This window comes from Coriobacteriaceae bacterium (assembly GCA_025757745.1).
Lineage (GTDB): Bacteria > Actinomycetota > Coriobacteriia > Coriobacteriales > Coriobacteriaceae > Collinsella.
Genome location: CP107217.1, coordinates 1559963 through 1584632 on the forward strand (window position 1 = coordinate 1559963; position 24670 = coordinate 1584632).

Consider the following 24670-nt stretch of genomic DNA (forward strand, 5'->3'; position numbering starts at 1 on the left):
TTTTACCTCGGCCCGAACGCCGACGTCGGCTACATCACCATGTTCAGCGCGTTCACAAATTCCTGGGCCTGGGAGCGGCTGCTCAGGCTAAAGACACAGGCAGTCAACAGCCTGTTGCGCAGAAAAACGTCGCGACCCTTGATCCTGCTGACCCCCGTGATGTCCTTAAGGTAGACAATCTCGGTGTGCTTGCCGCCGAAAGTGCCCTTCTTGAGCACCTCGATGCGGTTAGGGTAGATCTTGACGTCTTTAAACCCGCCCGAACCTTTGTCCTGGAACAGCAAAGTGTTGTTGTCCATGCGTGTCACTCCCATGGGGTTCGCAAAACCTGCCTCTATGGTCACATTTTAGTCACCGAAAGGCTCCCATGCGAAGGTGCCAGACAGCACAGCAATTCGTGTCCGCGCGAGGCTTTAAACTAAATACGATAAAGATGCATTCCACAAGAGGAAAGTGGGGCGACAGTGATGGGCGAACTGGTAAACCGTGGAGAATCGGCAATCGTGCCAGAAGTTTTTTACAAGCAGGTTTCCTCGATTCTCAACGCCGCTCGCGACAAGGCCTATACCGCCGTTAACTTTGCGATGGTTGAGGCGTATTGGGAGATCGGCAAGAGCATTGTTGATGAACAGGGCGGAGAGGAGCGCGCAGCATATGGAGAGGCATTGATTGCAGGCCTCTCCAGAAGGCTTACCGCGGATTTCGGAAGAGGCTTTGGCATCGCAAACCTTCGCAATATGCGTCAGTTCTTTCTTGCGTTTCCAATTCGCGACGCACTGCGTAGCGAATTGAGCTGGACTCATTACCGCAGGTTGATGCGCATTCCCGACCCTGATGCTCGCGCCTGGTACATGAACGAATGCGCCGATTCTCGTTGGAGCACGCGTCAGCTCGAGCGCCAGATCAACACCATGTTCCGTGAGCGCCTGCTTGCCAGCAAGGACAAGGAGGCCGTCACCCAGGAAATCCAAAAGAGCGCCCCGGCTCGTCGCCCCGAGGATATCATCCGCGACCCATATGTACTGGAGTTTTTAGGTTTCTCGGACGATACTGCGTTCCGCGAGAGCGATCTAGAGCAGGCGCTCATCACGCATCTTCAGAAGTTCCTGCTGGAGCTTGGCCGTGGTTTCGCTTTCGAGGCGCGCCAAAAGCGCATCACCTTTGACGGGCGCCATTTCTATATTGACCTTGTGTTTTACAACTATCTGATGCGCTGCTTCGTGCTCATCGACCTTAAGACCGATGACCTTACGCATCAGGACCTGGGCCAGATGCAAATGTACGTGAACTACTACACGCGCGAGCTCATGAACGAAGGCGACAATCCGCCTATAGGCATCGTGCTCTGCGCGGACAAAAGCGACTCGATTGTCGAGTACACGCTGCCCGAAGACAACGACCAAGTGTTTGCCGCCAAATACTTGCCGTATCTTCCAAGCAAGGAAGAGCTGGCGCGCGAGCTGAGTGCCGAGTACCGCGCCATCAACGAAGCGACTAATGGCGAAGCACAAGGATAGCAATACGTTGCGACCGACACCACCGATGGCGCTCCACATCACCCGGGATAAGAGGAGCTTTCCATGACAGACAGACCGAAAACAACACTGCGCGACTGCATCTATGGGCTCGCCGTCGGCGACGCACTGGGCGTTCCTTACGAGTTCAGGCCCCGCGGCACGTTTGAATGCGCGGACATGATTGGCTACGGCACGCATGGGCAGCCCGACGGCACCTGGAGCGACGACACGTCCATGACGCTTGCTACCTGTGACTCGATTAGGGAGCTCGGGCACATCGACACCGCGGACATGCGCGACAAGTTCGTCGGCTGGATTGCCCGTGACGAGTATACAATCGACGGCGTTTTCGATTACGGCGGCACGACCGCCCGCGCCTTGCACACCGGCAAAGGAGGCTCCGGCGAGCGCGACAACGGCAACGGCTCGCTCATGCGCATCGCGCCCCTGGCGTTCACCGATGCGACAGACGAAGAAATCCGTGAGGTCTCTGCAATCACCCACGCTCATAGAACATCGACCGAGTCATGTGTCACGTTCATCGAGCTGTTGAGGTCCGCGATGGACGGAGCGCTCCCCGAATGGGTACTCTGTCTGAAAGATGTACCCGAGCATGAAATCAGATCCGGTGGCTTCGTGCGCGACACGCTTAAGGCAGCCACCTGGTGCTTCGTCAACACTAACAGCTACGAAGAGTGCGTGCTTGCCGCCGTCAACCTAGGCGACGACACCGACACCACCGCAGCCGTCGCAGGCGCCCTCGCCGGCACGGCCTACGGTATCGACGCAATTCCGCAGGAGTGGATCGATACCCTGCGCGGTAAAGAGTTGATAGAGCAGTGTTTGTTTTAGGACACGCCTTTAACGAAGACAATGTCAGTCAACGCAAATGATTAAGGGACCGCATAAATGATGATTACAGAGCGCGCCGTCATGGGTCCGTTCGTCACAGAGCAAAGTACCGTGGGGCCGTACACCGTGTTGGTATTCGAATCCCCGCTGCCGCAGAAAAGGGCCGGTTGCCCCGGCCCTTTAGACATTAGCACCTGCGTTGCCCGCGCTTCCAAAGTTGACCGACTGAGGAGCGGGTTCCGCGGCACACCTTGATTTTGCCCGGTGGGGCGGCTCTTTTGCAGCCGCCCCACCGTTTATTTAGATCTACCACGACGGACAGCTCACACTACTGCGCACTGTCCCGTACCGTTCCCCTACTTCCCAAAGATCGCTGCAAGCAGCCCCTTGCGTTTGGGCTTTTCTTCTCGGTAGGAACCCTCGGCAACCGCTGCCACCTGACGCGCCTGCTCACCGTCTCCACGACGCACGATCTGGTACAGGAACGGCGACTTGACGTATTTGACCTCGATGGGCGTAGCGTGCACGGTGCTTTCTCCGGACAGATGCAGGCTTGGGTTGAGCGGCGCCACAATATGTGTTTCGTGCTTGTCGCTAAACACCACCGCGACCGCGCGGCCCGTCTGGCCGTTTACGGCAATGCGCACCTGCTCGCCATCGCGGCTGTCCGTCGCCGGGCGATCGACAAAATAGACCGGCACCATCACCAGGCCGTCCTTATGCTTGCGGGCCTTGCGCGCCCAGGTGCGGATGCTCTTTTTATTGAGCCCCAGCACCGCCTCGGCATCGTTGCCGGCAACGTCGAGCGCCAGCTTATCAATGACCACCTGGTCCTTGGTAGACGCATCGACGGAGACAACGCGGAAGTCGCCTTCCTGCATGGCCGGGTCAAACGGCCCAACCTTGGCAAAGTCCCACGGCTCCAAAATGCCCATAAGGCGAACGTCCAGGTAGTTTGCCCGCGGATACGCCCAGTCGAGCACCTCGTAGTACACCAGGGTCTCCTTGCTCAGCCCCTTGCCTGGGAAGGACGCCATCATGCGCAAATCCGCGAGCGCCATGGGGAAGTAGAAGAGCATCATGTCATTTTGAATCGCGTCTTCCACGTCGTGCCCGGCAAAGGCATCGGGATACTGGCGCACCAGCTGCAGCGCGTTGGCACGTGCCTGCTGCGGCGTTATCTCGCAAGGAATACCCTGCTCAGGCACGTACTCGGCACCAACGCCCATGGTCAGACGCTTGCTAAAGGTACCGGGCTTGAGTAGGTCGGCAACGCCGATCTTATTACCGCAGGACGGGCACTCAAACACGCGCTGGGTCGATGACCCCTCAAAGGACGCACCGCAGAAGGGGCAGGGAATGCTCACGTGCGTAGCTTCTTGGAACTCCTGAGCCGTACCGCGGTCCTCCCACAGCAGATGCTCCAGAACCGACTGGTTGCGCCAGTACGCATTGAAGAAATACCAGTCCGGGTCCTCCGGGCGCTCGAGCTGCGACACGTGGGTGAGCTTAAGCAGTCCATCGACAACCGTCAGCGGCGTATGGCGAATGCCCAGGGCGCTCTTGGGCTCCCCCGCATCGGCCTGCCACGGAACGACCGTGCCGCAATAGGCGCACTCAAAGCTGCGTTTAGCCTGGTGTGAGTACATAGGGCCGCCGCAGTTTTGGCATTTAATGGCAAACATCTCGTCCATGGATACGTCCTCCTTTGCGCAGGGGCTGTCGACATTAAGTATGTCGGGCAGGCAGGTACATGCCCATACCCATGTGGCCCAAAATGGAGCACCAGGTCGGACAAGAAGGGCCGCTCGTTAGCTCCAGCAGACCATTGCTGCATTTTCTGAGCATCGGCACACGGTGCGCCCATGCGAGCTACACTATCCCCTTAACCATGATTGTGAGGACGATTGCCATGCTGTTTGTAAATCGGCTGGTACATACGCTTGTTCCCGGCAGCGACGGCGAGCCGGTCGATACATCTTGCCGCACCAACGCGGGCTTTGCCGCAAGCCTCATTTGCATTGGCCTCAACATTGCCCTGTGCCTAGCCAAGGGCATCGCGGGTCTGCTCGCCGGCTCCGTCTCGCTCATCGCCGACGCCTTCAACAACCTCTCCGATGCTTCGAGCAACATCGTGAGTCTGCTCGGGTTCCGCCTTGCCAGCCGCCCGGCAGACGAGGGCCACCCTTACGGCCACGGCCGCTACGAGTACCTGGCCGGTCTGTTTGTCGCCGTCCTGGTTTGCGCCGTCGGCATCAACCTGGTGCTCGAGTCCGTTACCAAGATCATCAAGCCCTCCCCCACCGCTTACACACTCGTTTCCCTTGCGGCACTGGCTACATCCATGCTCGTCAAGTTCTGGATGGCGGCGTTCAACCGCACGCTGGGCAACCGCATCGACTCGGAGACGCTCATCGCCACGGCGCAGGATTCCAAAAACGACGTCATTGCCTCGGGCTCGGTCTTGGTGGCAGCGCTTATTTCGCAAACGACAGGCTTTGATCTCGATGGCTGGGCGGGCCTGGGCGTGGGCATCTTCATTTGCATCAGCGGCATGGGCCTGGTGCGCGACGCCATCAGCCCGTTGCTGGGGCAAGCGCCCGACCCCAAGCTCGTTCAAGCGATTCGCGACAGGATCATGTCATACCCCCAGGTCCTGGGCACGCACGACCTCATGGTGCACGACTACGGCCCCGGCCGCCAGTTTGCCAGCGCACACGTGGAAATGCCCGGCGAGGGCGATGCCTTTGAGCACCACGAGATTCTGGACACCATCGAACACGACATCAAACGCCAGATGGGCATCGGTATCACGCTGCACTGTGACCCCATAGCCACCACCGGTGACGACCTGCGCGGCTGGGTCAAGCGCGGCGTAGCGCAGATCGACCCCACGCTTTCCATCCACGACCTTCACGAACACGACGGGTTCGTTTCGTTTGACCTGGTGCGTCCCGACGGCTTTGACATATCCGACGAGGAGCTGCTTGAGCTCGTCACGCGCATCGTGCACGAGCGCCGGCCCGATGCGTCATGCGTCGTCACGTTTGACTCGGGCTTTAGCTCGCCCGACCGTCCGGCAGAGCAACTGTAACCGACAGCAAAACGGGACGCAGGACTGCCGACCAACGCGCCTATGCGCCCGGTCACGCGATCCTGCGTCCCGTTTTTGTTTGCACTGCTAAGGCTCTAGCCGCTCGACCGCTAGTTTCCCTGTGCGCCCGAAATGCCGTTTTGTAGGGCGTTCCAGGCATCCGTCGCCATGTCTCCCAAGTTCTGCGCGGTATCGCCCAGGTTTTGTGTCGTATCGCCCAGCTCTTGCGCCTTGTCTCCCAATTCCTGCGCCTTGTTGCTCAGGTCCTCCAGCATGTTGGAGCTCGAGCTGTCGGTGCCGCTTTGGCCGTCGGACGAGTTGCCCGAGCTGTTCTTGTGCGTGAGTTGAATTTCAAGGTTACCGTTGTCGTTATAGTAGGCAGATGTGACGACCCAGTTGGCATCGACGACGGGCGTTGAGCCATCATCAGTCAGGACCACGGCATTCGAAAGATCGGCACCGCGCGACTTGAGGAGCTTCTTGGCGTTGGACCAGTACTGCCCCGGGATATCGCTCAGATCGACGGTGCTAGACGAGGCGGACTCGGTTTGCCCGGCAGTGGTATCGGCCGTTGAACTCCCCCGCTTGTTGAGCATGCCCGACACAATGGCGAACACAATCGAGAGGGCAAAGAAGATCGCCAGCACAATCAGGATTTTCTTGATCACACTCGACGAACGCGACGGCGCCTCTTCCTCGTCCTCACCATACTGCGGAATCGATTTGGGATAGTCGCGATAAGGTTGGCGCGCATACGGATCGCGCGACTCATATCGAGGCTGGGCCTGTGCCGTGCGCGGCATATACGTCGTCTGCTGAGGCTGCGGAATGGGATTTTGCGGCAGGTTATTATAAGCGCCTGCCGCCGCATTGCCATACGGGTCCGGCGTCGCATTGCCATACGGGTCCTGCGGTGCATAATCAAACGGATCCCGCGGTGTATCGCCATAGCCCATAACTCGTGTGGGTTCGGCGGACGCCTGCGTCGCATCGGGGGCAGCATTGCCGGGGTTCGACACAATGCGGGTCGCATCGGCGCTGCCGCCAGCCTGCGCGGAACCATATCCGCCCATCACGGTCGTCTTGTCCTGGTCCATGCAACGTTTCCTCTCCGTCGCCTGTAAACATCAAGTTATCCATGCATTCTACCCGCGCAAAAGCCTATGATGGGCAAAGCCCGCCGGTATCTACAAGACATGCGCGTGCCTAAGGATCAAAAAGCCCCGCCGGGCCTTGGTAGGCGCGGCGGGGCGGGCAAGCGGCTATGAGCAGCAGACTTAGAACAGGCCGGTGATGTTGCCGTCGTTATCGACGTCGATGTTCTCGGCCGCGGGGACCTTGGGCAGGCCCGGCATGGTCAGAACGCTGCCGGTCAGCGCGACCACAAAGTGGGCACCGGCGGAAACCTTGAGCTCGCGCACGGTGATGCGGAAGCCCTCGGGAGCGCCCAGCGCCTTGGCGTTGTCGCTAAAGCTGTACTGCGTCTTGGCGACGCATACCGGCAGGTTGCCAAAGCCGTTCTCGCGCAGCTCGGCGAGCTGGCGCTTGGCAGCCGGCGTAAAGTCGACACCATCGGCGCGGTAAACCTTGGTGGCGACGGCCTCGAGGGCGTCGGCCACATCGGCACCGTCCTCGTAGGCAAACTTGAGCTCGCTCGGCTGCTCAATCAGGCGCATGACCTCATCGGCCAGCTCGAGCGCGCCCTCGCCGCCCTTGGCCCAGACCTCGGAAAGCTTAACGTTGACGCCGAGCTTCTGGCACTCGGACTCGATGAGCTCGAGTTCGGCCTCGGTGTCCGTCGGGAAGCGGTTGATGGCGACCACGCAGGGAAGACCATAGACGCTCTGGATATTGTCGACGTGGCGCAGCAAGTTGGGCATGCCGGCCTTGAGGGCATCGAGGTTCTCGTCGTTAAGGTCGGCCTTGGCAACGCCGCCGTTGTACTTAAGCGCACGGGCGGTGGCGACAATCACGACGGCGCTGGGGCGGACGCCCGTCATGCGGCACTTGATGTCGAGGAACTTCTCGGCACCCAAATCGGCGCCGAAACCGGCCTCAGTAATGGCGACATCGCCAAAGCGCATAGCCATGCGCGTAGCCATGATGGAGTTGCAGCCGTGGGCGATGTTGGCGAAGGGGCCGCCGTGGACAAACGCGGGCGTACCCTCAAGCGTCTGCACCAGGTTGGGCTTGAGCGCATCCTTAAGCAGCGCAGCCATGGCGCCCTGAGCCTTGAGGTCGCGGGCGCGGACGGGCTCGCCGGCAAAGCTGTAGCCGACGACGATCTCGCCCAGGCGCTCCTTGAGGTCATTGATACTCGTGGACAGGCACAGGATCGCCATGACCTCGGAGGCAACGGTGATGTCGAAGCCGTCCTCGCGCGGCACACCTTGGGCCTTACCGCCAATGCCATCGATAACATGGCGCAGCTGACGGTCGTTCATGTCGACGACGCGCTTCCAGGTGATGCGCTTAACGTCAATACCGAGCTGATTGCCCTGCTGGATGTGGTTATCGAGCATGGCGGCCAGCAGGTTGTTGGCAGCACCGATGGCATGGAAGTCGCCGGTAAAGTGCAGGTTGATGTCCTCCATGGGAATGACCTGGGCCCAACCGCCGCCAGCGGCACCGCCCTTGACGCCAAAGACGGGACCGAGCGAAGGCTCACGCAGGGCCACGGCGCTCTTGATACCGCGACGACGCAGGCCATCGGCCAGACCGATGGTCGTGGTGGTCTTGCCCTCGCCCGCGGGCGTTGGGTTGATAGCGGTCACGAGGACGAGCTTGGCCTGGTGATCAGTCGGCTCGTTGAGCAGTGAATAGTCGACCTTAGCCTTGTCGAAGCCGTACGGAATAAGGTGCTTAACGTCGACGCCGGCGTTCTTGGCCACCTCGGTAATAGGCAGCGGCGTGACAGAACGTGCGATTTCGATGTCAGTAGGCATGGGCGGTCCTTTCGTTACCGAATGAGAAAAAGACCAATTCAGCATAGCACGGGCGCGCAATAGTAAAACGCCCATAACCGATGAACGGCGATATGTTTACCCGATGCCCAGCGATAGTCCAACAGCCCGCCAAAACAAAACGCCCTAAACGGTAGGTTCAATCCCCAGGTGCTCAAAGGTGCGGAGGGTTGCCTGACGGCCCTGCGGCGTACGAATCATCAATCCGCACTGCAGCAAATAGGGCTCATAGACATCCTCGAGCGTGCCCGGGTCCTCGCCCACCGCGCTGGCAAGGGTCGTAAGTCCCACGGCGCGACCGGAGAACGTCTTGGCGAGCGTCTCCAAAATGCGAATATCCATCCAGTCCAGACCGAGCTCGTCGATCTCGAAGAACTCGAGCGCCTGGCGACAGATATCGAGCTCGATGGGGCCGTTGCCGCGCACCTGTGCGTAATCGCGCACGCGCTTGAGCAGACGGTTGGCAAGACGTGGCGTGCCGCGCGAACGCGAGCCGATCTCGAGTGCACTGGGATGGTCGATCGTCACGCCCAGGATAGTCGCCGAGCGCGTCACAATCTGCGCGAGCTCCTCGACCGTGTAGTAATCCAGGCGATATGAAATGCCAAAGCGGTCGCGCAACGGGCCGGTCAACATGCCTGAGCGGGTCGTTGCCGCCACCAGCGTAAACTTGGGGATATCCAGGCGAATCGAGCGCGCCGCCGGACCCTTGCCAATCACGATATCGAGGGCAAAGTCCTCCATCGCAGGGTACAGGACCTCCTCGACCGAACGGTTGAGGCGGTGGATCTCGTCGATAAACAGCACATCACCCGGCTGCAAGTTAGTAAGGATGGCCGCCAGGTCGCCCGTGCGCGCGATGGCAGGGCCACTCGTGGTCTTGATCTGAGCGCCCAGCTCGTTGGCGATAACGGTGGCCAGCGTGGTCTTGCCCAGGCCCGGAGGACCCGAGAAGATCACGTGGTCGAGCGTCTCGCCACGGCTCTGCGCCGCTTCGATCAACACGCGCAAGCTCTGCTTGATGTGCTCCTGGCCGCAGTAATCGTCCAGGCGCTGAGGGCGCAAAGTGCGGTCGACATCGAGATCCTCGGCCGTCAGCTCCGAGCCCACCATGCGCTCGCCGTGCGCCATGGATGCCGCCGGCGAGTTACCGGGCGTCGCCCACAAGTCCTGAGAGTCATCGGCTTCCCACATCACGCATCCATTCCGAGTCGCTTAAGCGCCGCGCCGAGCAGATCCTCGACACGCATATTCTGCCCATCATACCCGCTCAGGGCAACATCGGTCTCCTGCGGGCTAAAGCCCATGGAAAGGAGCGCCGCACGGGCATCATCGATCACCGAGGGAGCGGCAGCGGGCACGGGCATCGCAACCTGGCCGGGAATCACGTCGACCGGCACAAAGCCCTTGTCCTTGGCAAAGGTGCTCTTGAGCTCCAGGATCAGACGCTGCGCGGTCTTTTTGCCCACACCGGGAACCTTGGCCATACCCTTGTCGTCCTCGGCCATCACCAGGGAATACAGCTGTCCCACGGTATAGGTGGAGAGCACGGCAAGCGCCAGGCGCGGGCCAACGCCCGACACGGACACGAGCCGGTCGAACATCGTGCGCTCGTCCTTGGAGGCAAAACCAAAGAGCGTCATGGCGTCCTCGCGCACCTGCATACGGGTATAAAGGCGCACCTCGCCGCCGGGCGTCGGCAACGTGGCCGCAGTGCTGCCCGAAATACCGAGCTCAAAGCCCACGCCCGATACATCGACAACGGCCGAGCTCATCGTGGCCTCGACAAGCGTTCCATGGAGCTGGGAGATCATCAGTATCCGGTTCCTCTCTGTTGATAGAACTCGCCGCCGGTAAGTGCCCGGGTGCGGCTGAGGTTAACGTGGCAGATGGCGCAGGCCAGGGCATCGGCGGCGTGGTCGGGATGCGGGTCGTGGTCGAGCTGCGTGAGCGTGCGAACCATATACGCGACCTGGCGTTTGTCCGCGGCACCCGTGCCCACGACGGCCTGCTTGATCTGCATGGGCGTGTACTCGCCAATCTCGAGCGCGCATTCCGAAAGCGCCACGAGCGCGGCGCCGCGGGCATGCGCCGTAGGAATGGCCGAGCGAACGTTGGCGCCAAAGTAGATACTCTCGATGGCGGCGGTATCGGGGCGGTAGCGCTCGACGACATCCTTGAGGTCACGGGCGATGTGAGACAGGCGCACCGCGAGCGGGCTTCCGGCGCTGGTCTCGATACAACCGTAGGCACGGCAGCGAACCTCGCCGCGCCGCTCCTCGATAATCCCCCAGCCCGTATGGGCCAAACCGGGGTCGATACCCAAAATGACCAAGCCAACCTCCCCTCGCCACAAGCACGACGCAAGACAAGGCCCCGCGCACTATTCACGAACGTCTGTTCTAGAATAACACAACGGGGCCAAGATGCTTAAAGCAAGATAGATTCGGCAGAAGCAATGTGTGTGAGGGAATCCCTCGCACAATGTTTCCGTCTGTACTAGTTCTGGCTAAAGAACGGGAACTGCCTCGGATCCACCGGCGGTTGCGGCATCGGCGTGCCCTGGGGCCCACCCTGCGGGCCACCCTGGCCGCCCATCATCTTATCGATGGCGTCCTGAACCTCGCCCTCGAACTTTTTCATTCCCTCGTGTAAACGACGCTGACCGTCCTCAGAGCGCAGCTCCTCCATTTGCTCGGGCGAAATACCCAGTAGCTCGCCCAGCACGCCCATCATCTCGTTTCGCACGCGCTCGCTCGTATCCTCGTCAGCAAAACGGCGCACCTCGGCGCGCGCCAGCGAATCGACCGTCATACGCTCCTTGCCGTTAAGCCCCAGGTCGGACCACGCGAGCATATACGGCCAGGCACGCTCGGCAAACGAACGGGCCGAGACGATCGGCGCCATCGGCAACATGCGGCGGGCGGCCTCGCCCTGGCGCACGAGCATCAGCAGCAGCGAGCAGACCTCGGGCTTGGCGGCGGCCATCGGGATGTCGTCGAAAGGTCGATTGCGGTCTACGTGCGACTCAAGCGCACCATCGACCTCGCCCGGCTCAAGCCCGCCAAGCAGCTGTGCCGCACGATCGAGCATGTCAACCGGACCGGCGAGCGTCGAGAGCGCCTGCGCCAGCACGCGATCCATGCAATCCTCTACCGCGTTGAGCGTCACGAGCTCTTGGGGCACCACGGCCGAGGCGCGGTTGCGCACGCGCGCCACAAACTCGAGCGTCGACAGATACACATCGCCAAAGGGCGCATAATCGCCCTGGTAGCCACCGCAAAGCGCGGGCGCCGCCAGCGCGTACTCGGTCTTGGAAAGCGGGCTCAGCGCCATAGCGCCCAGCTCGAGCGCCGTATCCTCGAGCATCAGGCCCAGCGCACGCGAACGCAGGCGTTCGGCATCGCCCGCCGACACGTCGCGATCGAGCACGCGCGCCGCATCCGGCGCATCGCGCTCGACAGTGCGAATGTGCAAGCGCTCGGCGATTGAGCGAACAACGGAACAACGGGCGGCCTCGGCCTCCTCCTGCGCCGGCGTAAAGATGCGATTGCGCCCCAGCACCAGGCCAATCACATTACGCGGACCCAAGGCATCGACGGCAAGTGCCGCCAACAGGGACGACGGCAAATCGCCCTCGAGCGCCACCACGGCACGCGACGCACCGCGGGCGCGGGCATTGTCGCGCACGGCAAGCACCAGCGCCTGCCACAGCCACTCCTCGGAGCGAAACTGGGGCAGCTCATGGTCCTCCAGGGCATCGAGCATCACCCCGCGCTGAATCTCCTGAACCAGCAGGCTCTCCTCAAAACACGGCGCCTGGGCCACCACGCGACCGCAGTCGTCGAGCACAAACGAACCGCCGGTATACACCGACTCGTCATAGGCACCGATCGGCGCCATGCAGGCAAACCATACGCTGCGCTTGGACGCGATCTTGCGGTAGGCGCCGCTGCGAACGGCAGCAATGGCGGCAGTCTCGCGGTCGGTCATGTCAAACGCGTTGAATTGGAAATACGCAATGAGGTCAACACCGGTCGGCAGCATCTCGAGTTCGCGGTCCAAGTCAAAAATCACGGCGATGCGCACGCCGTCCACGTCGAACACCGGCGGCGCCCAACGTGTGTCGTTGTTCTCGCCACGCTGCAGGGCAATGCTCGAACGCGCCGGCACCACATGACCGTCCTTGAGCATCATGTAGTCGAGCAGGGGCTGGCCCTCAAACGAAACCGCAGCGGGCACGATGCAGATCATGTCGAGCTCTTGGATGCGCTCGGCAACGCCCGTCAGACCCGTCAGCATATCGTGCTCAAAATCGGCAGCGCCCACCAGGCCACCGGGCATGGCGCCCATAAAGAGTGGAGCCGGAACGCACAGCATGCGCGCGCCGCGCTCATGAGCCAGGCGAGCCTGGTCCTCGATGCGGCCGCAGATGCCCTCAATATCACCCAGGCGCATATCGATCTGTGCAAGTGCGAGCTTCATGGCCCAGCCCTTTCCGTCGTAAATCGTCGTTGTCGTAGTAAAAGCGCCGGCCGCATAATGCAGCCGGCGCTCGCATGTGCATATGCTAGCTATGATACCCCGAGCGGGGGCGTGCTCCTAGAACGTCGCGGACCACAGCCCATGCAGGTTGCAGTAGGCATAGACGGTACCGGCCTTGGAACCGCCAGCGAAAAACGTCGTGGGCTTCATGCCGGGCTCAAGGTAATGGATCTCCAGGCGGCCCTCGGCCTCAAGCGCGATCCACTCGATGTAGTGCTCGGGCAGCATGGGGTGCTCCGTCGAGCCCACGCGCGCACGAATAACGTGGCCGTCGCGCTCGATCTCGACAACAGGCACGTGCTTCTCGTGCGCCGCATCCTCGGTGTTTGCCGTCAGCTCCGTGCAGCCGGCAGGGGTCGCAACGCCGTCGCCAAGGGCGGCAATGAGCTTGCCGTCGGAGTCCTTAAAGAATTTCGCCATGATGTTCTCCTTTGCTGATGTGCCGATGTTCTCGATGGTTCTTATGCCCAAAGGCAGGCGAACCATCCACGGCATGGCAAATGAACACATAACGGGCGGGAACGGTGGGGCGGCGCGTACTATCCGCCCCGGCGGCCCCACCCGAGCGGGTTAACGCCCGTCGCCGCCGAGCAGCGCCAGAACATCCTCGCGGGCAAACAGCGCCGAGGAGATGCCGTCGCCGCCGAGCACGCTGTTGACCAGGTCGCGCTTGGACTCCTGCATCTGCATGATGCGCTCCTCGATCGTGTCCTTGGCGATGAGCTTGTACACGGTCACGGTATGTTGCTGGCCAATACGGTGCGCGCGGTCGGTCGCCTGGTCCTGCGCGGCCACGTTCCACCACGGGTCGTAGTGGATGACCACGTCGGCCGCCGTCAGGTTGAGGCCCACGCCGCCCGCCTTGAGCGAGATCAGAAACACCGGCACCTCGCCCGCCTGGAACTGCGCGACCATCTTGGCGCGGCTCTCCTTGGACGAAGTGCCCGTGAGCTTAAGAAAGCCGATGTCCTCCTTGGCCAGGCGCTTGCCAATGATATCGAGCATGCCCGTGAACTGGCTGAACAGCAGAATGTGGTGCCCGCCGTCGAGCGCACCGTGCACGAGCTCCATGCAAGCGTCGAGCTTGGCGCTCCCTGCCTTGTAGTCCTCGTAGTGTAGATGCGGGTCGCAGCAGATCTGGCGCAGCTTGGTGAGCTCGGCGAGCACCTTGAGCTTGTCTTTCTTAAACTCGGATGCCTCGCGATGCTGCACCTGCTGGGCGATACGGTCTTGGTTGGCCAGGTAGAGCTTGCGCTGCTCGCCGGTGAGCTGTGCCATGACGGTGTCTTCGATCTTCTCGGGCAGGTCGGCCACCACGTCTTCCTTAACGCGGCGCAGCACAAACGGCGACACGAGCGCTTGCAAGCGAGCGGCGCTGTCACCCTCGGCGTGCTCGACCGGGCTTTCGAAGCGCTTGGCAAACGACTCGCGCGAGCCAAGCAGGCCCGGCATCAAAAAGTCGAAGATGCTCCAGAGCTCGGACAAGCGGTTTTCGATGGGCGTGCCCGTCAGGGCAAAGCGCACGCCGGCAGGCAGACGCTTGGCGGCGTGCGCCACCTGCGTGAGCGGGTTTTTAATGTACTGGGCCTCGTCGAGCACCACGCGGGCAAAGTCCTGCTCGGCATACTCGTCGATATCGCGCCGCATGAGGTCATACGACGTTACAACCACGTTATGCTCGTCAGCGCCGGCTATCTGCACGCGGCGCTGCGCCTTGGCGCCCACGATAGTGCACACGTCGAGCGAAGGCGCAAAGCGCTCCAGCTCGGCGGTCCAGTTATACACGAGCGACGCAGGGCACACCACGAGCGTGGGCTTGGCATCCCCCGCCTCCACGCGCGCCAGGATATGCGCGATCATCTGCAGTGTTTTGCCCAAGCCCATATCGTCGGCCAAGATACCGCCGAGGCCCAGATGCTCAAGCGAGCCGAGCCACTGGTAGCCGTCGACCTGATAGCCGCGCAGTGTGGCCTTGAGCGAGACCGGCACCGTAAAGTCCATCTTGCCGAGCGTATCCAAGCGCTCGACGGTGCGACGGAACGCAGCGTCGCGATCGGCTTCGAGCGCGGGCGTGCGCGCAAGCATGCTGTCGACAAACAGGGTACTCGACGCGGGAAGCGACACGCCGTCGAGCAGGTCGACGGCACCGACGCCCAAGTCCTCGGCAAGGCCAAACGCGGCACGAGCGCCCTCGTCCAGGCGAACGATGTCGCCGGATGTAAGGCGCGCAAACGTCTGGTGACGCTTGTAGGAGTCAAGGTAGATGGCAAGGTCTGCCGCCGAAAGCCCGCTCGCACCCAGCTCGACGTCGAGCAAGTTGCTCTTGACGGTGGCGCGCACCGAGAGCTTGGGCGCAGGGCGTACCGAGATCTGGCGCAGGCGGTCGCTGAGCATGACCTCGCCCAGCTCGGACAGGGCAGACAGGCCCTCGGTCAGCAAGTGGAACAGGCGGGCGTCGTCGCGCTCCTCAAACGCCAGGCCGCCCTCGCAGAAATCGAAGTACAGGGCCGCCGTGTCCATAACGCGAAACTCCGCCACGGCATCGCGGAGCGGAACGCCGGGGCGTTGCTCTTCGAAAGGACTGCCCGGAGCACCAAGACTAAAGAGATCTGCCGACCAATCGCCGTAGGTCACCGTAATCTTGCAGGTCACAAGACCATCGTCGACGCCAATCGCCATGGCAAAACTCGGCTCGGGTGCCACGGCGCCGAGCGCGGCGGGAGCGGTCAGGTCGGTATAGTCGCGCAAGATAGGCAGCGCCATGCGGCAGAACTCGCCCACCTGGTCGGCGGCGATATGGACCGGCGTGCGGCAGGGCAACAAGTGCGAAAGGAACGGCGCCGCATGTTGGGCAAACGCCGTGTCGGTACGGCGCGCGCGGCGCGTATCGACCAGATAGGCTGCGTCGCCCGCGACAAAGCAGTACATATCGGCCGGAAGGCGCAAGTCGTAGCTGCCTCCCGCCGCCGGTGCAATCTTGGCGGCAAGGAGCAGCGGGCGCTTAGCCGGGACTTCGCCCTCCCCCTGCGGCGACGGCTCGACTGCCACCTCGTAGGAGCGATGCGTCGTCGTCCCCCGCGACCAAGCGGGCTCAAAGGACATGGTCCTGCCGCGCAGCAGGTCCAGCACGGACACGACGGAATACTCGGATACCGGCAACTGACGCTCGGCGACAAAGCCGCTGCGGGCAAAGTCATACGATGCCGAGCGCGAGCTCGTAATATCGCCTAGGTAGGCGACCGTCATTGCGATAAAGTCGAGCAGCTTTGTCGACACGTCATCGAAAGCCTCGGGCACATGGGCAAACGTAAGCTTCTTGCCATAGGAGAACGTACCGCCGCGCACATAGGCATCGGCCATGCCGTCGATATCCTTAACCACGTAGGACACCGAACCGCAGCGAATGCGAAACTCGAGCGCCCAGTTAAAGCGATCGACAAACAGCGGATTGTAGTACGGCACCAGCGAGGGCTCCAGCACCGCTTTGGGCGCATCGGGGGCAATGGTGCCGGCGAGCTTGCGACGCATGGCCACGAGCTCGTCCATGCGCGCGTCCGAAAGATCGGAAAGCGCCGCCACAAGGCTCGGGCTCGTGGGGACGGGCGCCGGGAAGGGAAAGTTGGGGTTGACCGCAGATGCGGTAGGCGCGGGGCGTGTGGGCTGCTTGGACTGTGCGGGCGGTACCGTAAACGTGCGGACCGGCGTGCGCAAACCCTCGACGGGCTCGGCGCCGCTGGCATCCAGATACGCCAACGCCGTGGCGATGGCGTGCTTGCACATGCCGGAATAGCGGAAGGCGGCGGGGCAATCGCAGTTGTAGTCGATAACCTCGTGCTCGTCCATATCGAGCGCCACGTGTGTCTTATACAGGTCGCCGCGCGAGCCGCGCACCGTGCCCTCGATAGTCACATTTTTGGAGAAGCGCGAGCCGGAGTCCTCAAACGACAGCACGGCGCCGTTGAGCATGAGCGAGCGCCCCTTCATAAAGGTACTGCTGAGCGCCGCCTCCTTACGGAGCGCCTGCGCAAACGTCCCCTGTGCCATCACTTCCTCCAATCTCGCGCGGACCAGCAAGGTCGCCCTTAGATCACCGTCACGCGACCCTGGTTACCCACGATGGCTTTTGCCTCTGCCAACAGCGGAATCGAGCGTGCGTTGACCTTGGCCGGCACCTCGGCACGCAGCACACGCCCGTCCACCTGCTCGATAAAGATCTCCACGCGGTCGCCGCCCGGGTTGGCGGTAAGCACCGTGGCAAGACGCGCCATATTGCCCTGGCTAAAGCGGCTGTTGGGCACCATGACCTCAAACACCTTGGGCTTGTTGTTCTCCTCATTAAGCTCCAGTGGCACGATCTCCTGCGCGATGATCTGATCGCCGCGGTCCGAGCGCTCAAGCTTGCCCTTAATGCGCACAAACGCATCGGACAGCTGCGCGCCGGTCTCGGGATCGACCTCGCCGTACAGGTACCCCTCGGCCTCCTTGTAGGTCTTGGGGAACACCACGACCGTGGCCTCACCTTCCATGTCCTCGAGCTGCACGATGCCCATGGGGTCGCCGTTTTTGGTCACGCGCTTGGACACGCTCGAGACCATACCGGCCCACCACAGCGCCTTGCCCTCGGGAATCTCCTGGTTGATGGTACCGCCCGTGGGGTTTTGCACCTCGTAACCGGTGTCGATCTGCGAGAACGAGAAGTCGCGCGCCTTGGCTAGCGCATACTCAAACGGGCGCAACGGGTGGTCCGAGACATAGATGCCCAGAACCTCCTTCTCCTGGCTCAGCTTAAGGTGGCGGTCCCACTCCTGGCCGTCCGGATCGGGCACGCTCACCTCAAAGCCCGAGCCCTCAACGTCGCCGAACATATCGAAGAACGACGTCTGGCCGCTCGCGCGATCCTTTTGGCGCTTCACGGCGGCATCGATGATGTTCTCGGGGTTGTTCTTATCCACAAAGTGCATCATCTGGCGACGCGGATACCCCGTGGAGTCGAAGGCGCCTGCCTTGATGAGCGATTCGATCACGCGACGGTTGGCCTGGCTCGAGTCCACGCGCTCGACAAAGTCGTGCAGCGTCTTAAACGGGCCGCCCGCCTCGCGCTCGGCGATAATCGCCTGCGCCACGCCGGTGCCCACGCAGCGGATGCCGGCCAGACCAAAGCGCACGCCCTCCTTGGTAGCCGTGAACTCGGTACCGGACTCGTTGACATCTGGCGACAGCACGGGGATGCCGTCGTGACGGCATGCCGAGACGTAGTGCACGATCTTGTCGGTCTTGCCCGTATAGGACGTCAGAACGGCCGCCATGTACTCGTGCGGATAGTGCGCCTTGAGCCACGCCGTCTGCATAACCAGAATGGCGTAGCCGGCGGAGTGCGACTTGTTGAAGGCGTAGGACGCGAACTCGAGAACATCGTCCCAAATCTTCTGGGCGACCTCGCGCGTGTAGTTGTTCTTGATGGCGCCGTTCATCCAGTGGTCGTAGGTGGTCTCGTCGGAGCCATCCTCCCAGTGGAGCACCGTCGACGTGAGCAGCTTGATTTTCTTCTTAGCCACGGGCTTACGGATACGCGAGTCCGATTCGCCCTTGGAGAAGCCGCACATCTCGACGGAGATGAGCATAACCTGCTCCTGGTAGACCATGGTGCCGTAGGTTTCGCCCAGGATGTCGTCCAGGCGGTCGTCGTAGGAGACCGCCGGCTCCTTGCCGTTCATACGGTTGATGTAGGACGAAACCATGCCGGCGCCCAGCGGGCCCGGGCGGTACAGGGCGATCAATGCTACGACGTGCTTGTACTCGGTGGGCTTCATGTTCTTGATCGTGGCCGTCATGCCTGCGGACTCGACCTGGAAGACGCCGGCGGTGTGGCCGGAACCCATGAGCTTAAAGATCTCGGGGTCGTCAAAAGGAATCTCTTCCTCTTTGATGTCGATGCCGAAGTTCTTTTTGATGTTTGCCTTGGCCTTGGAGATAACCGTCAGCGTGCGCAGGCCCAGGAAGTCCATCTTGAGCAGGCCCATGTCGGCAACGGTATGACCCTCGTACTGGGTAATCTCGACGCCGCCCTTGGTATCGAGCTTGGTGGGCACATGCTCGTTGACGGGATCGCGGCAGATCAGGACGGCGCACGCGTGCACACCCTCGCCACGGGTGAGGCCCTCGATCGAGAGCGCCGTGTCGATGATACGGCGGGCGTCGTCATCCTTTTTATAGGCCTCGGCAAAGTCGGGGTTAAACAGATCCTCTTTGCCGGGTTGCTTTTCGAGCACCTGCTTGAGCTTGACCTTGGGGTCGCTCGAAACCATCTTGGACAGGCGCTGGCCCATGTAGACCGGGTAGTCCAGAACGCGTGCGGCGTCGTTGATGGCCTGCTTGGCCTTAATGGTCGAGTAGGTGATGACGTGGGTGACCTTCTCGGGGCCGTAGAGCTGGCGAACGTGCTCCACGACCTCGAGGCGCCGCTCATCGTCGAAGTCCATATCGATATCGGGCATCTCGGTACGCTGCGGGGACAGGAACCTCTCGAACATCAGGCCGTTCTCGAGCGGGTCGAACGCGGTGATGTTCATGGCGTAGGCGACGATAGCACCGGCGGCCGAGCCACGGCCGGGACCGACGCCGATGCCGTTGTCCTTGGCCCATTGCACGTACTCGGCGACGATCAAAAAGTAGGCGGCAAAGCCCTTGTCGCAGATGACCTTGTATTCGTACTCAAAGCGCTCTTTGATGTTGACGCCACAGATCTCGCGCGTGGCCCAGTCGTCACCGTAGTGTTGGCGCAGGCCCTTCTCGCACTCGCGGCGGAACTGGCTCTCGTGCGTCTCGCCGGGATCGAGCAACGGGAAGCGCGGCAGGATGATGGAATCCCAGTCCAGCTCCACATAGCACTTGTCGGCAATCTCGAGCGTGTTGTCGCAGGCCTCGGGGCAATACGGGAACATCGCCCGCATCTCCTCCTCGGTCTTCATGTAAAACTCCGAGCCGGTCATGCGCATGCGGTTGGGGTCGTCGACCTTGGCGTTCATGCCAATGCACATGATGACGTCCTGCACGGGCGCGTCCTCGCGGCGCAGGTAGTGGAAGTCGTTGGTGGCGATGACCTTGACGCCCACCTGCTTGGCGATGTCGATGAGCGTGCGGTCCATCTGCTCGTCGGTCAGGCCGTTGTCGGTGGTGATGCCGTGTTCCTGGATCTCGATATAAAAGTCGCCGGGCTCGAAGGTGTCACGGAAAGTCTCGGCCCACTTGATGGCGCCCTCCATATCACCGCGGTCGATGTACTTGGGAATGATGCCGGCGATGCAGGCGCTGGTGCAGATCATGCCCTTGGCATGGCGGCGCAGGTTGTCGAGCGTCACGCGCGGCTTGTAGTAAAAGCCCTGCACGGCGGCCTCGGAGACCGTCTGCATCAGGTTGACGTAACCCTCCTGGTCCTTGGCCAGAAGGATCATGTGGTAGAGCTCGGGCTTATGGTCGCGGGCGAGCGTCTCGTCCGGCGTAAAGTAGACCTCGCAGCCAAAGATGGGTTTGATGACCAGGGGTGGCTTGAGCTCGTCGATATTGCCCTTCTCGTCCCACATGGCCATGTCCTTCACATACTGGGCATGCTCGCGCGGGTTTTCCTCGGGATCGGGCTCCACCAACTCGTCGCGGCGATCCTTTTCCAAGAAGGCCTTGTCGTGGCTCCAGGTTTTGTACTCGGGCGTGTTGTGGTTGACGGCGTCGCAGGCCAGCGCCAAGTCGGGCACGCCATACATGTAGCCGTGATCGGTAATGGCCACGGCGGGCATGCCCAGCTCTACGGCGCGATTGACCATATCCTGGATACGGGTTGCGCCGTCGAGCATGGAGAAAACAGTGTGATTGTGCAGATGGACAAATGCCATGTGATGAGCTCCGATGCGGGTTCGTGATCTTAGGGTTACGATTCTACCGCACGGCGCGGACGGCACCCGAACCTAGCCCAAACCCACACGGCTCCTATTGAGTTGCGGTGAAATAGTTCCCGCTTGGGCCACCTGGGCCGCAATACAGGAACTATTCCACCGCAAGTTATCTGAGGACTAGAAATTGTAGGTGACCACCTGAGGCTCGGCGGGTTCGACGAAGATGGTTGGATCCGGCTGCTCCACGCGGACGAACTTGACGGTCACGGCCTCAAAGCCCGCCTTGTGCAGGACATCCGAATAGACACGTGCCTGCAAGGCGTGCTTCTCGAGCAGCTGGTCCGGCGTCTCGTCCGGCGTGCCGCCCGTCTTGTAGTCGATGACCAGCGCGCATGACGAATCCGCCGGGTTCGTCGCCAAAGCGTCGATGGCGCCCTCGGCATAAGCACCGTAGCGAGCGATGTCCTCGTCCTCGCAGCCCAGTGAAAAGAACGGCACCTCGGCGCGAACGCACGGCCACGCGAGCAGGTCGGCACGAACAGCCGACTTGAGCCAGCGGTCCAGGGCAACGTCGAAGCGTTCACACTGCTCCGGCGTCAGGCACCACAGGCGCGCCAGCGCATCGGCACGCTCAGCGGGCAGCGCATCGGCACCCATCTCGATCAGCCACTGGCAGGCGGCATGGAACGCCGAGCCCAGCGCCATGGGGTTGCCGGCGGGCTCAACGGCGGCCACGTCTGCATCCGTCATCTCCGATCCATCCGACTCCGCATCATCGCCGGCCTCGTCCATGGGAACACGCGCCTCGGCGGAACGATCTTCCGCCTCGGCATGGAGCGCCGCGGCGATTGACGAGTAGCTATACGAATCACGCATCGGATACGGACAGATGCCCATGCGCACGCCCACTGCCTGGGGATACACAAGCTCAAACGAATCGGGCTTGGGGTCGGCAGGACCGGGAACGATTGTACTGGCCGAATCGTCGGCAGTATCTGTATCGACATCGCCGCGAACAAGCCTGCCCTCGGCATCCAGCGAAGCGTTAGCCTCAAACGCCTGCTCACCAAACGTAAAGTCCGCCAGCGAGATGAGCTCGTAATCGCCCGGCTTGGAGTTGTCGAACACCAAACGGTCACTATCGAGCTGCGGCATGTCCAGGCTGCCGGTCGGCAGGATGCGGCGCAGCACGTCGTAGGTCAGATCGGTCTCGACATCGAAGGTCGGCGCCGTCACCTTGCCGCGGCTCACGCCGGCATCCATCGCCAAGATCACCAGCTCGCGCGCTCGCGTCATGGCGACATAGAGCAGACGAGCCCGCTCCTCGAGCGAAAGCTGCAGGTCGTCGTTACGCAGGCGGGCAAATGCCTCGGCGGGAGAGCCCGTCGCGCATACGTCCTCCATAAGCTCTGGCGGCAGCCACAGCGACGTGCCCTTGCCCTTAAACGCGTGTTCAAACTGCTTTTTGACGTCATCGCCCTTCACGAAGGTTCCGTCGGCAAGCTTAACGCCATCGAAGCGCGCCGGCAGCGCCACGACTTGCGCTCCGCCCTCGACGCGACCCATCTGTGCCGCACCGGACGATTTGCGCACGCCAAAACACTCGGCAACCGCCACGACCGGATACTCCAGGCCCTTGGACGCATGCACGGTCATGATGCGCACCGCGCCGTCGCCCTCCTCGTTGAGGGCGCCCGGGGCCTCCTTGCCCGCCAAGAAGCGGTCGAAGGCGAGCGCGATGGAGCGCGGAGAATTGCCGAGCTCGGCCTCTGCCTCGGCCACGGCGTCGAGCGCCTTGAGCACGTTGGCGGCAATGGCCTTGCCCTCGGGGCCGCGCTGCGCCAGACGCACGAACCAGCCGGAGGCATTGACCACATCGCGCGCGATGGCGGCGAACGAATCGCGTCCCACGCGACGAAGCGCGTAGCGCAGCACCTCGCGGGCACGCGTCACGAGCGGCAGGTTCTGCAAACCCGGCACATCGGAATCGCTCATGATGCCCACATCGATATTGCGGCGCGACGTCTCGCCCGTCTGCTCGTCGAGCTTGGTCGCCAGCGCCAGGAACTCCTGGGCGCCGAGTGCAAACATCGGCGAGGCCAGCAACGGCATAAGGCCTTGGGCCGTATCGGCCGGATTGGCGAGCGCGCAGACCAGGGCACGCACCGTCTGCACCTCGGCCGCCTGGGCAAAGACCGAGCCGCCTGCGATGACGCAGTCGAGTCCTTGGTCGCGGAAGGCCTGCGCGTAGACGCCGGCATTGGTCATGCGACCCAGCAGCAGCACCATGCCGCCCTGGGGCTGGCCGGCATCGGCAAGCGCATGGAATCGCTCGGCGATCGCACGGGCCTTGGCCTGCGTGCGCTCCTGCATACTGCCGCCGGCAACAAAGAAGGCCTGGCGGCGCGAGGCGTCCGCCACCAGCGTGTCCTTGTGGCCGTCGCTCGCCTCAAGATCCAAAAAGCCCTGCATCAGGCCGCCGTCATCGCCGTCGAAGACGCGTGCCACATAGCGCAGCACCTCGTCGTGGCTGCGGAAATTGCGCACGAGTTTGACGAGTTCGCCGGCAGGGGCATCGGATGCGACGGACGTCTCGGGCGCAGCAGAGGAGCCCACCTTGCGCTCCTGGCGACGGAACACCTCGACCTCCGCCCCGCGGAAGCGGTAGATCGACTGCTGTGCATCGCCTACGGTACACAACGCGCGCTCCCCCGCACCCGTCAGGTAACGGATCAGGTCGACCTGCATCTGATCGGTATCCTGGAACTCATCGATCATGACCATCTTAAAGCGACCCTCGTATGCCGCTCGGATGGCCGGGTAATCGCGCAGGGCCTCGTAGGCCATGCGCAGCAGATCGTTGTTGTCGAGGGCAGACTGGCCGGCCTTGAGCGCGCGGTACTCAGCCTCTACAGCACGGGCAAGCCCCACCAGTGCCTCGAGCGCGGGACCGCCGCAGGCCAGCACGATATTGATAAACGCATCGGCGGCCTCTGCCTTGAGTAGCTCCACCTGCTCCTTAGGGAATGCCTTGCTCGCGCGCGGCATGGTGCACGACATCATGAGTCGCGCCGCATCGGCCATGGTCTTGCCGCTCGCCTCGAACGCGTCGATGGCATCGAGCGCCGTCTGCGCTTTTTCGGTCGCGGCCTTGCTTGCGCCCAACGCCGATCGATAGGCATCGGCAAGGGCCGAGGTGTCGGCCTGGCCGCGCGCCACGCGCACGTCGTCCATACCGCCCGGCAGCTGGCTCGAGAGCTCCAGCAGGTCGCGCACCAGACCCTTGATGGTCGTGCCGGCGCCAAAGGGACCGCCCTCGCCCGCCATGGGATACCAGGCGTAGAGGGCCTTGAGCGATGCCGCGAGCTCGGGGGCGGCATCGGGCGCCGTCGCGCGGGCCAGCACATGCTCAACAGCCTGATCCATAAGCTCATCGGTATCGGTAAGCACCGTGAACTCGGGATCGATGCCCAGCTCCAACGCATGCGCGCGCAGGATGCGCGAACACATACCGTGAATGGTCGAGATCCAAGCGTCGTCGACGGTCAGGGCCTCCTCGTCCATACCCTCTTCGATAAGCGCGCGACGCACGCGGTCACGGATCTCGGCCGCGGCATCTTTGGTAAAGGTAATGGCGAGCACCTGGTTCAGATGCTCAACGAACGGACCGGATTCGGGCGAGAGCGCGTAGACGATGCGGCGCGTGAGGGTAAAGGTCTTGCCCGAACCGGCGCCCGCCGAGACAAACAGCGGACGGTCGAGCGTCTTGACGATCTGCAGCTGTTGCGGCATCAAGGTCGAAAGATCCATGGT

Annotated in this window: 15 protein-coding genes; 3 read left to right on the forward strand and 12 right to left on the reverse strand. The window is 62.2% G+C overall.

The window, feature by feature from the left end:
- Positions 1-29: 29 nt before the first annotated feature.
- Entirely contained in the window at positions 30-299 is a 270-nt protein-coding gene (locus OGM60_06725; GenBank protein ID UYI98586.1) for a hypothetical protein, read from the reverse strand.
- Between the two features lie 204 nt (positions 300-503).
- Here OGM60_06725 and OGM60_06730 point away from each other — a divergent pair, with 204 nt between their 5' ends.
- Together OGM60_06730 and OGM60_06735 are read left to right on the forward strand one after the other, a co-directional pair.
- The gene (locus tag OGM60_06730) at positions 504-1517 is read left to right on the forward strand and encodes a PDDEXK nuclease domain-containing protein (protein UYI98587.1); all 1014 of its coding nucleotides are present in this window, start codon (positions 504-506) and stop codon (positions 1515-1517) included.
- A gap of 63 nt (positions 1518-1580) precedes the next feature.
- Positions 1581-2369, forward strand: coding sequence for an ADP-ribosylglycohydrolase family protein (locus OGM60_06735; protein ID UYI98588.1), 789 nt, complete (start codon positions 1581-1583; stop codon positions 2367-2369).
- 356 nt (positions 2370-2725) lie between these two features.
- On the opposite strand, the gene OGM60_06740 is transcribed toward OGM60_06735, so the two are convergent.
- The gene (locus OGM60_06740; protein UYI98589.1) at positions 2726-4063 is read right to left on the reverse strand and encodes a transposase; all 1338 of its coding nucleotides are present in this window, start codon (positions 4061-4063) and stop codon (positions 2726-2728) included.
- Between the two features lie 218 nt (positions 4064-4281).
- Here OGM60_06740 and OGM60_06745 point away from each other — a divergent pair, with 218 nt between their 5' ends.
- A complete protein-coding gene (locus OGM60_06745; GenBank protein UYI98590.1) occupies positions 4282-5463 on the forward strand; it encodes a cation diffusion facilitator family transporter in 1182 nt (393 codons plus the stop codon).
- A 110-nt stretch (positions 5464-5573) separates the two neighbouring features.
- Here OGM60_06745 and OGM60_06750 read toward each other — a convergent pair whose 3' ends face one another.
- The 10 genes from OGM60_06750 to OGM60_06795 all read right to left on the reverse strand — a co-directional run bounded on the left by OGM60_06750 (position 5574) and on the right by OGM60_06795 (position 24667).
- Complete coding sequence (locus tag OGM60_06750) at positions 5574-6560, reverse strand: hypothetical protein (GenBank protein ID UYI98591.1); 987 nt, start codon at positions 6558-6560, stop codon at positions 5574-5576.
- 180 nt (positions 6561-6740) lie between these two features.
- A complete protein-coding gene (locus OGM60_06755; protein UYI98592.1) occupies positions 6741-8408 on the reverse strand; it encodes a formate--tetrahydrofolate ligase in 1668 nt (555 codons plus the stop codon).
- A 144-nt stretch (positions 8409-8552) separates the two neighbouring features.
- Complete coding sequence (gene ruvB / locus OGM60_06760) at positions 8553-9620, reverse strand: Holliday junction branch migration DNA helicase RuvB (GenBank protein ID UYI98593.1); 1068 nt, start codon at positions 9618-9620, stop codon at positions 8553-8555.
- A complete protein-coding gene (ruvA, locus tag OGM60_06765; GenBank protein ID UYI98594.1) occupies positions 9620-10240 on the reverse strand; it encodes a Holliday junction branch migration protein RuvA in 621 nt (206 codons plus the stop codon). Before ruvA ends, ruvB begins: the two co-directional genes overlap by 1 nt.
- Positions 10240-10761 (reverse strand): crossover junction endodeoxyribonuclease RuvC, encoded by a 522-nt coding sequence (ruvC, locus tag OGM60_06770; GenBank protein UYI98595.1) that lies wholly within the window; start codon positions 10759-10761, stop codon positions 10240-10242. Before ruvC ends, ruvA begins: the two co-directional genes overlap by 1 nt.
- Positions 10762-10925: 164 nt before the next feature.
- The gene (locus OGM60_06775) at positions 10926-12911 is read right to left on the reverse strand and encodes a hypothetical protein (GenBank protein UYI98596.1); all 1986 of its coding nucleotides are present in this window, start codon (positions 12909-12911) and stop codon (positions 10926-10928) included.
- Between the two features lie 117 nt (positions 12912-13028).
- Entirely contained in the window at positions 13029-13391 is a 363-nt protein-coding gene (locus tag OGM60_06780) for a desulfoferrodoxin family protein (protein ID UYI98597.1), read from the reverse strand.
- A 150-nt stretch (positions 13392-13541) separates the two neighbouring features.
- Positions 13542-17015 (reverse strand): DEAD/DEAH box helicase, encoded by a 3474-nt coding sequence (locus tag OGM60_06785; protein ID UYI98598.1) that lies wholly within the window; start codon positions 17013-17015, stop codon positions 13542-13544.
- A 38-nt stretch (positions 17016-17053) separates the two neighbouring features.
- Positions 17054-20857 carry a DNA polymerase III subunit alpha gene (gene dnaE / locus OGM60_06790; protein UYI98599.1) on the reverse strand — a complete coding sequence of 1268 codons (3804 nt, stop codon included), beginning with the start codon at positions 20855-20857 and terminating at the stop codon, positions 17054-17056.
- A 177-nt stretch (positions 20858-21034) separates the two neighbouring features.
- The gene (locus tag OGM60_06795) at positions 21035-24667 is read right to left on the reverse strand and encodes a UvrD-helicase domain-containing protein (GenBank protein UYI98600.1); all 3633 of its coding nucleotides are present in this window, start codon (positions 24665-24667) and stop codon (positions 21035-21037) included.
- Positions 24668-24670: the final 3 nt, after the last annotated feature.

Bases quoted from the DNA above. Each gene is read 5' to 3' on its own strand.
- OGM60_06750 (UYI98591.1), bottom strand. From the start codon at position 6,560: ATGGACCAGGACAAGACGACCGTGATGGGCGGATATGGTTCCGCGCAG.
- ruvB (UYI98593.1), bottom strand. From the start codon at position 9,620: ATGTGGGAAGCCGATGACTCTCAGGACTTGTGGGCGACGCCCGGTAAC.
- OGM60_06795 (UYI98600.1), bottom strand. From the start codon at position 24,667: ATGGATCTTTCGACCTTGATGCCGCAACAGCTGCAGATCGTCAAGACG.
- OGM60_06725 (UYI98586.1), bottom strand. From the start codon at position 299: ATGGACAACAACACTTTGCTGTTCCAGGACAAAGGTTCGGGCGGGTTT.
- ruvA (UYI98594.1), bottom strand. From the start codon at position 10,240: ATGATCTCCCAGCTCCATGGAACGCTTGTCGAGGCCACGATGAGCTCG.
- OGM60_06780 (UYI98597.1), bottom strand. From the start codon at position 13,391: ATGGCGAAATTCTTTAAGGACTCCGACGGCAAGCTCATTGCCGCCCTT.
- OGM60_06740 (UYI98589.1), bottom strand. From the start codon at position 4,063: ATGGACGAGATGTTTGCCATTAAATGCCAAAACTGCGGCGGCCCTATG.
- OGM60_06735 (UYI98588.1), top strand. From the start codon at position 1,581: ATGACAGACAGACCGAAAACAACACTGCGCGACTGCATCTATGGGCTC.
- OGM60_06745 (UYI98590.1), top strand. From the start codon at position 4,282: ATGCTGTTTGTAAATCGGCTGGTACATACGCTTGTTCCCGGCAGCGAC.
- dnaE (UYI98599.1), bottom strand. From the start codon at position 20,857: ATGGCATTTGTCCATCTGCACAATCACACTGTTTTCTCCATGCTCGAC.
- OGM60_06785 (UYI98598.1), bottom strand. From the start codon at position 17,015: ATGGCACAGGGGACGTTTGCGCAGGCGCTCCGTAAGGAGGCGGCGCTC.
- OGM60_06775 (UYI98596.1), bottom strand. From the start codon at position 12,911: ATGAAGCTCGCACTTGCACAGATCGATATGCGCCTGGGTGATATTGAG.
- OGM60_06755 (UYI98592.1), bottom strand. From the start codon at position 8,408: ATGCCTACTGACATCGAAATCGCACGTTCTGTCACGCCGCTGCCTATT.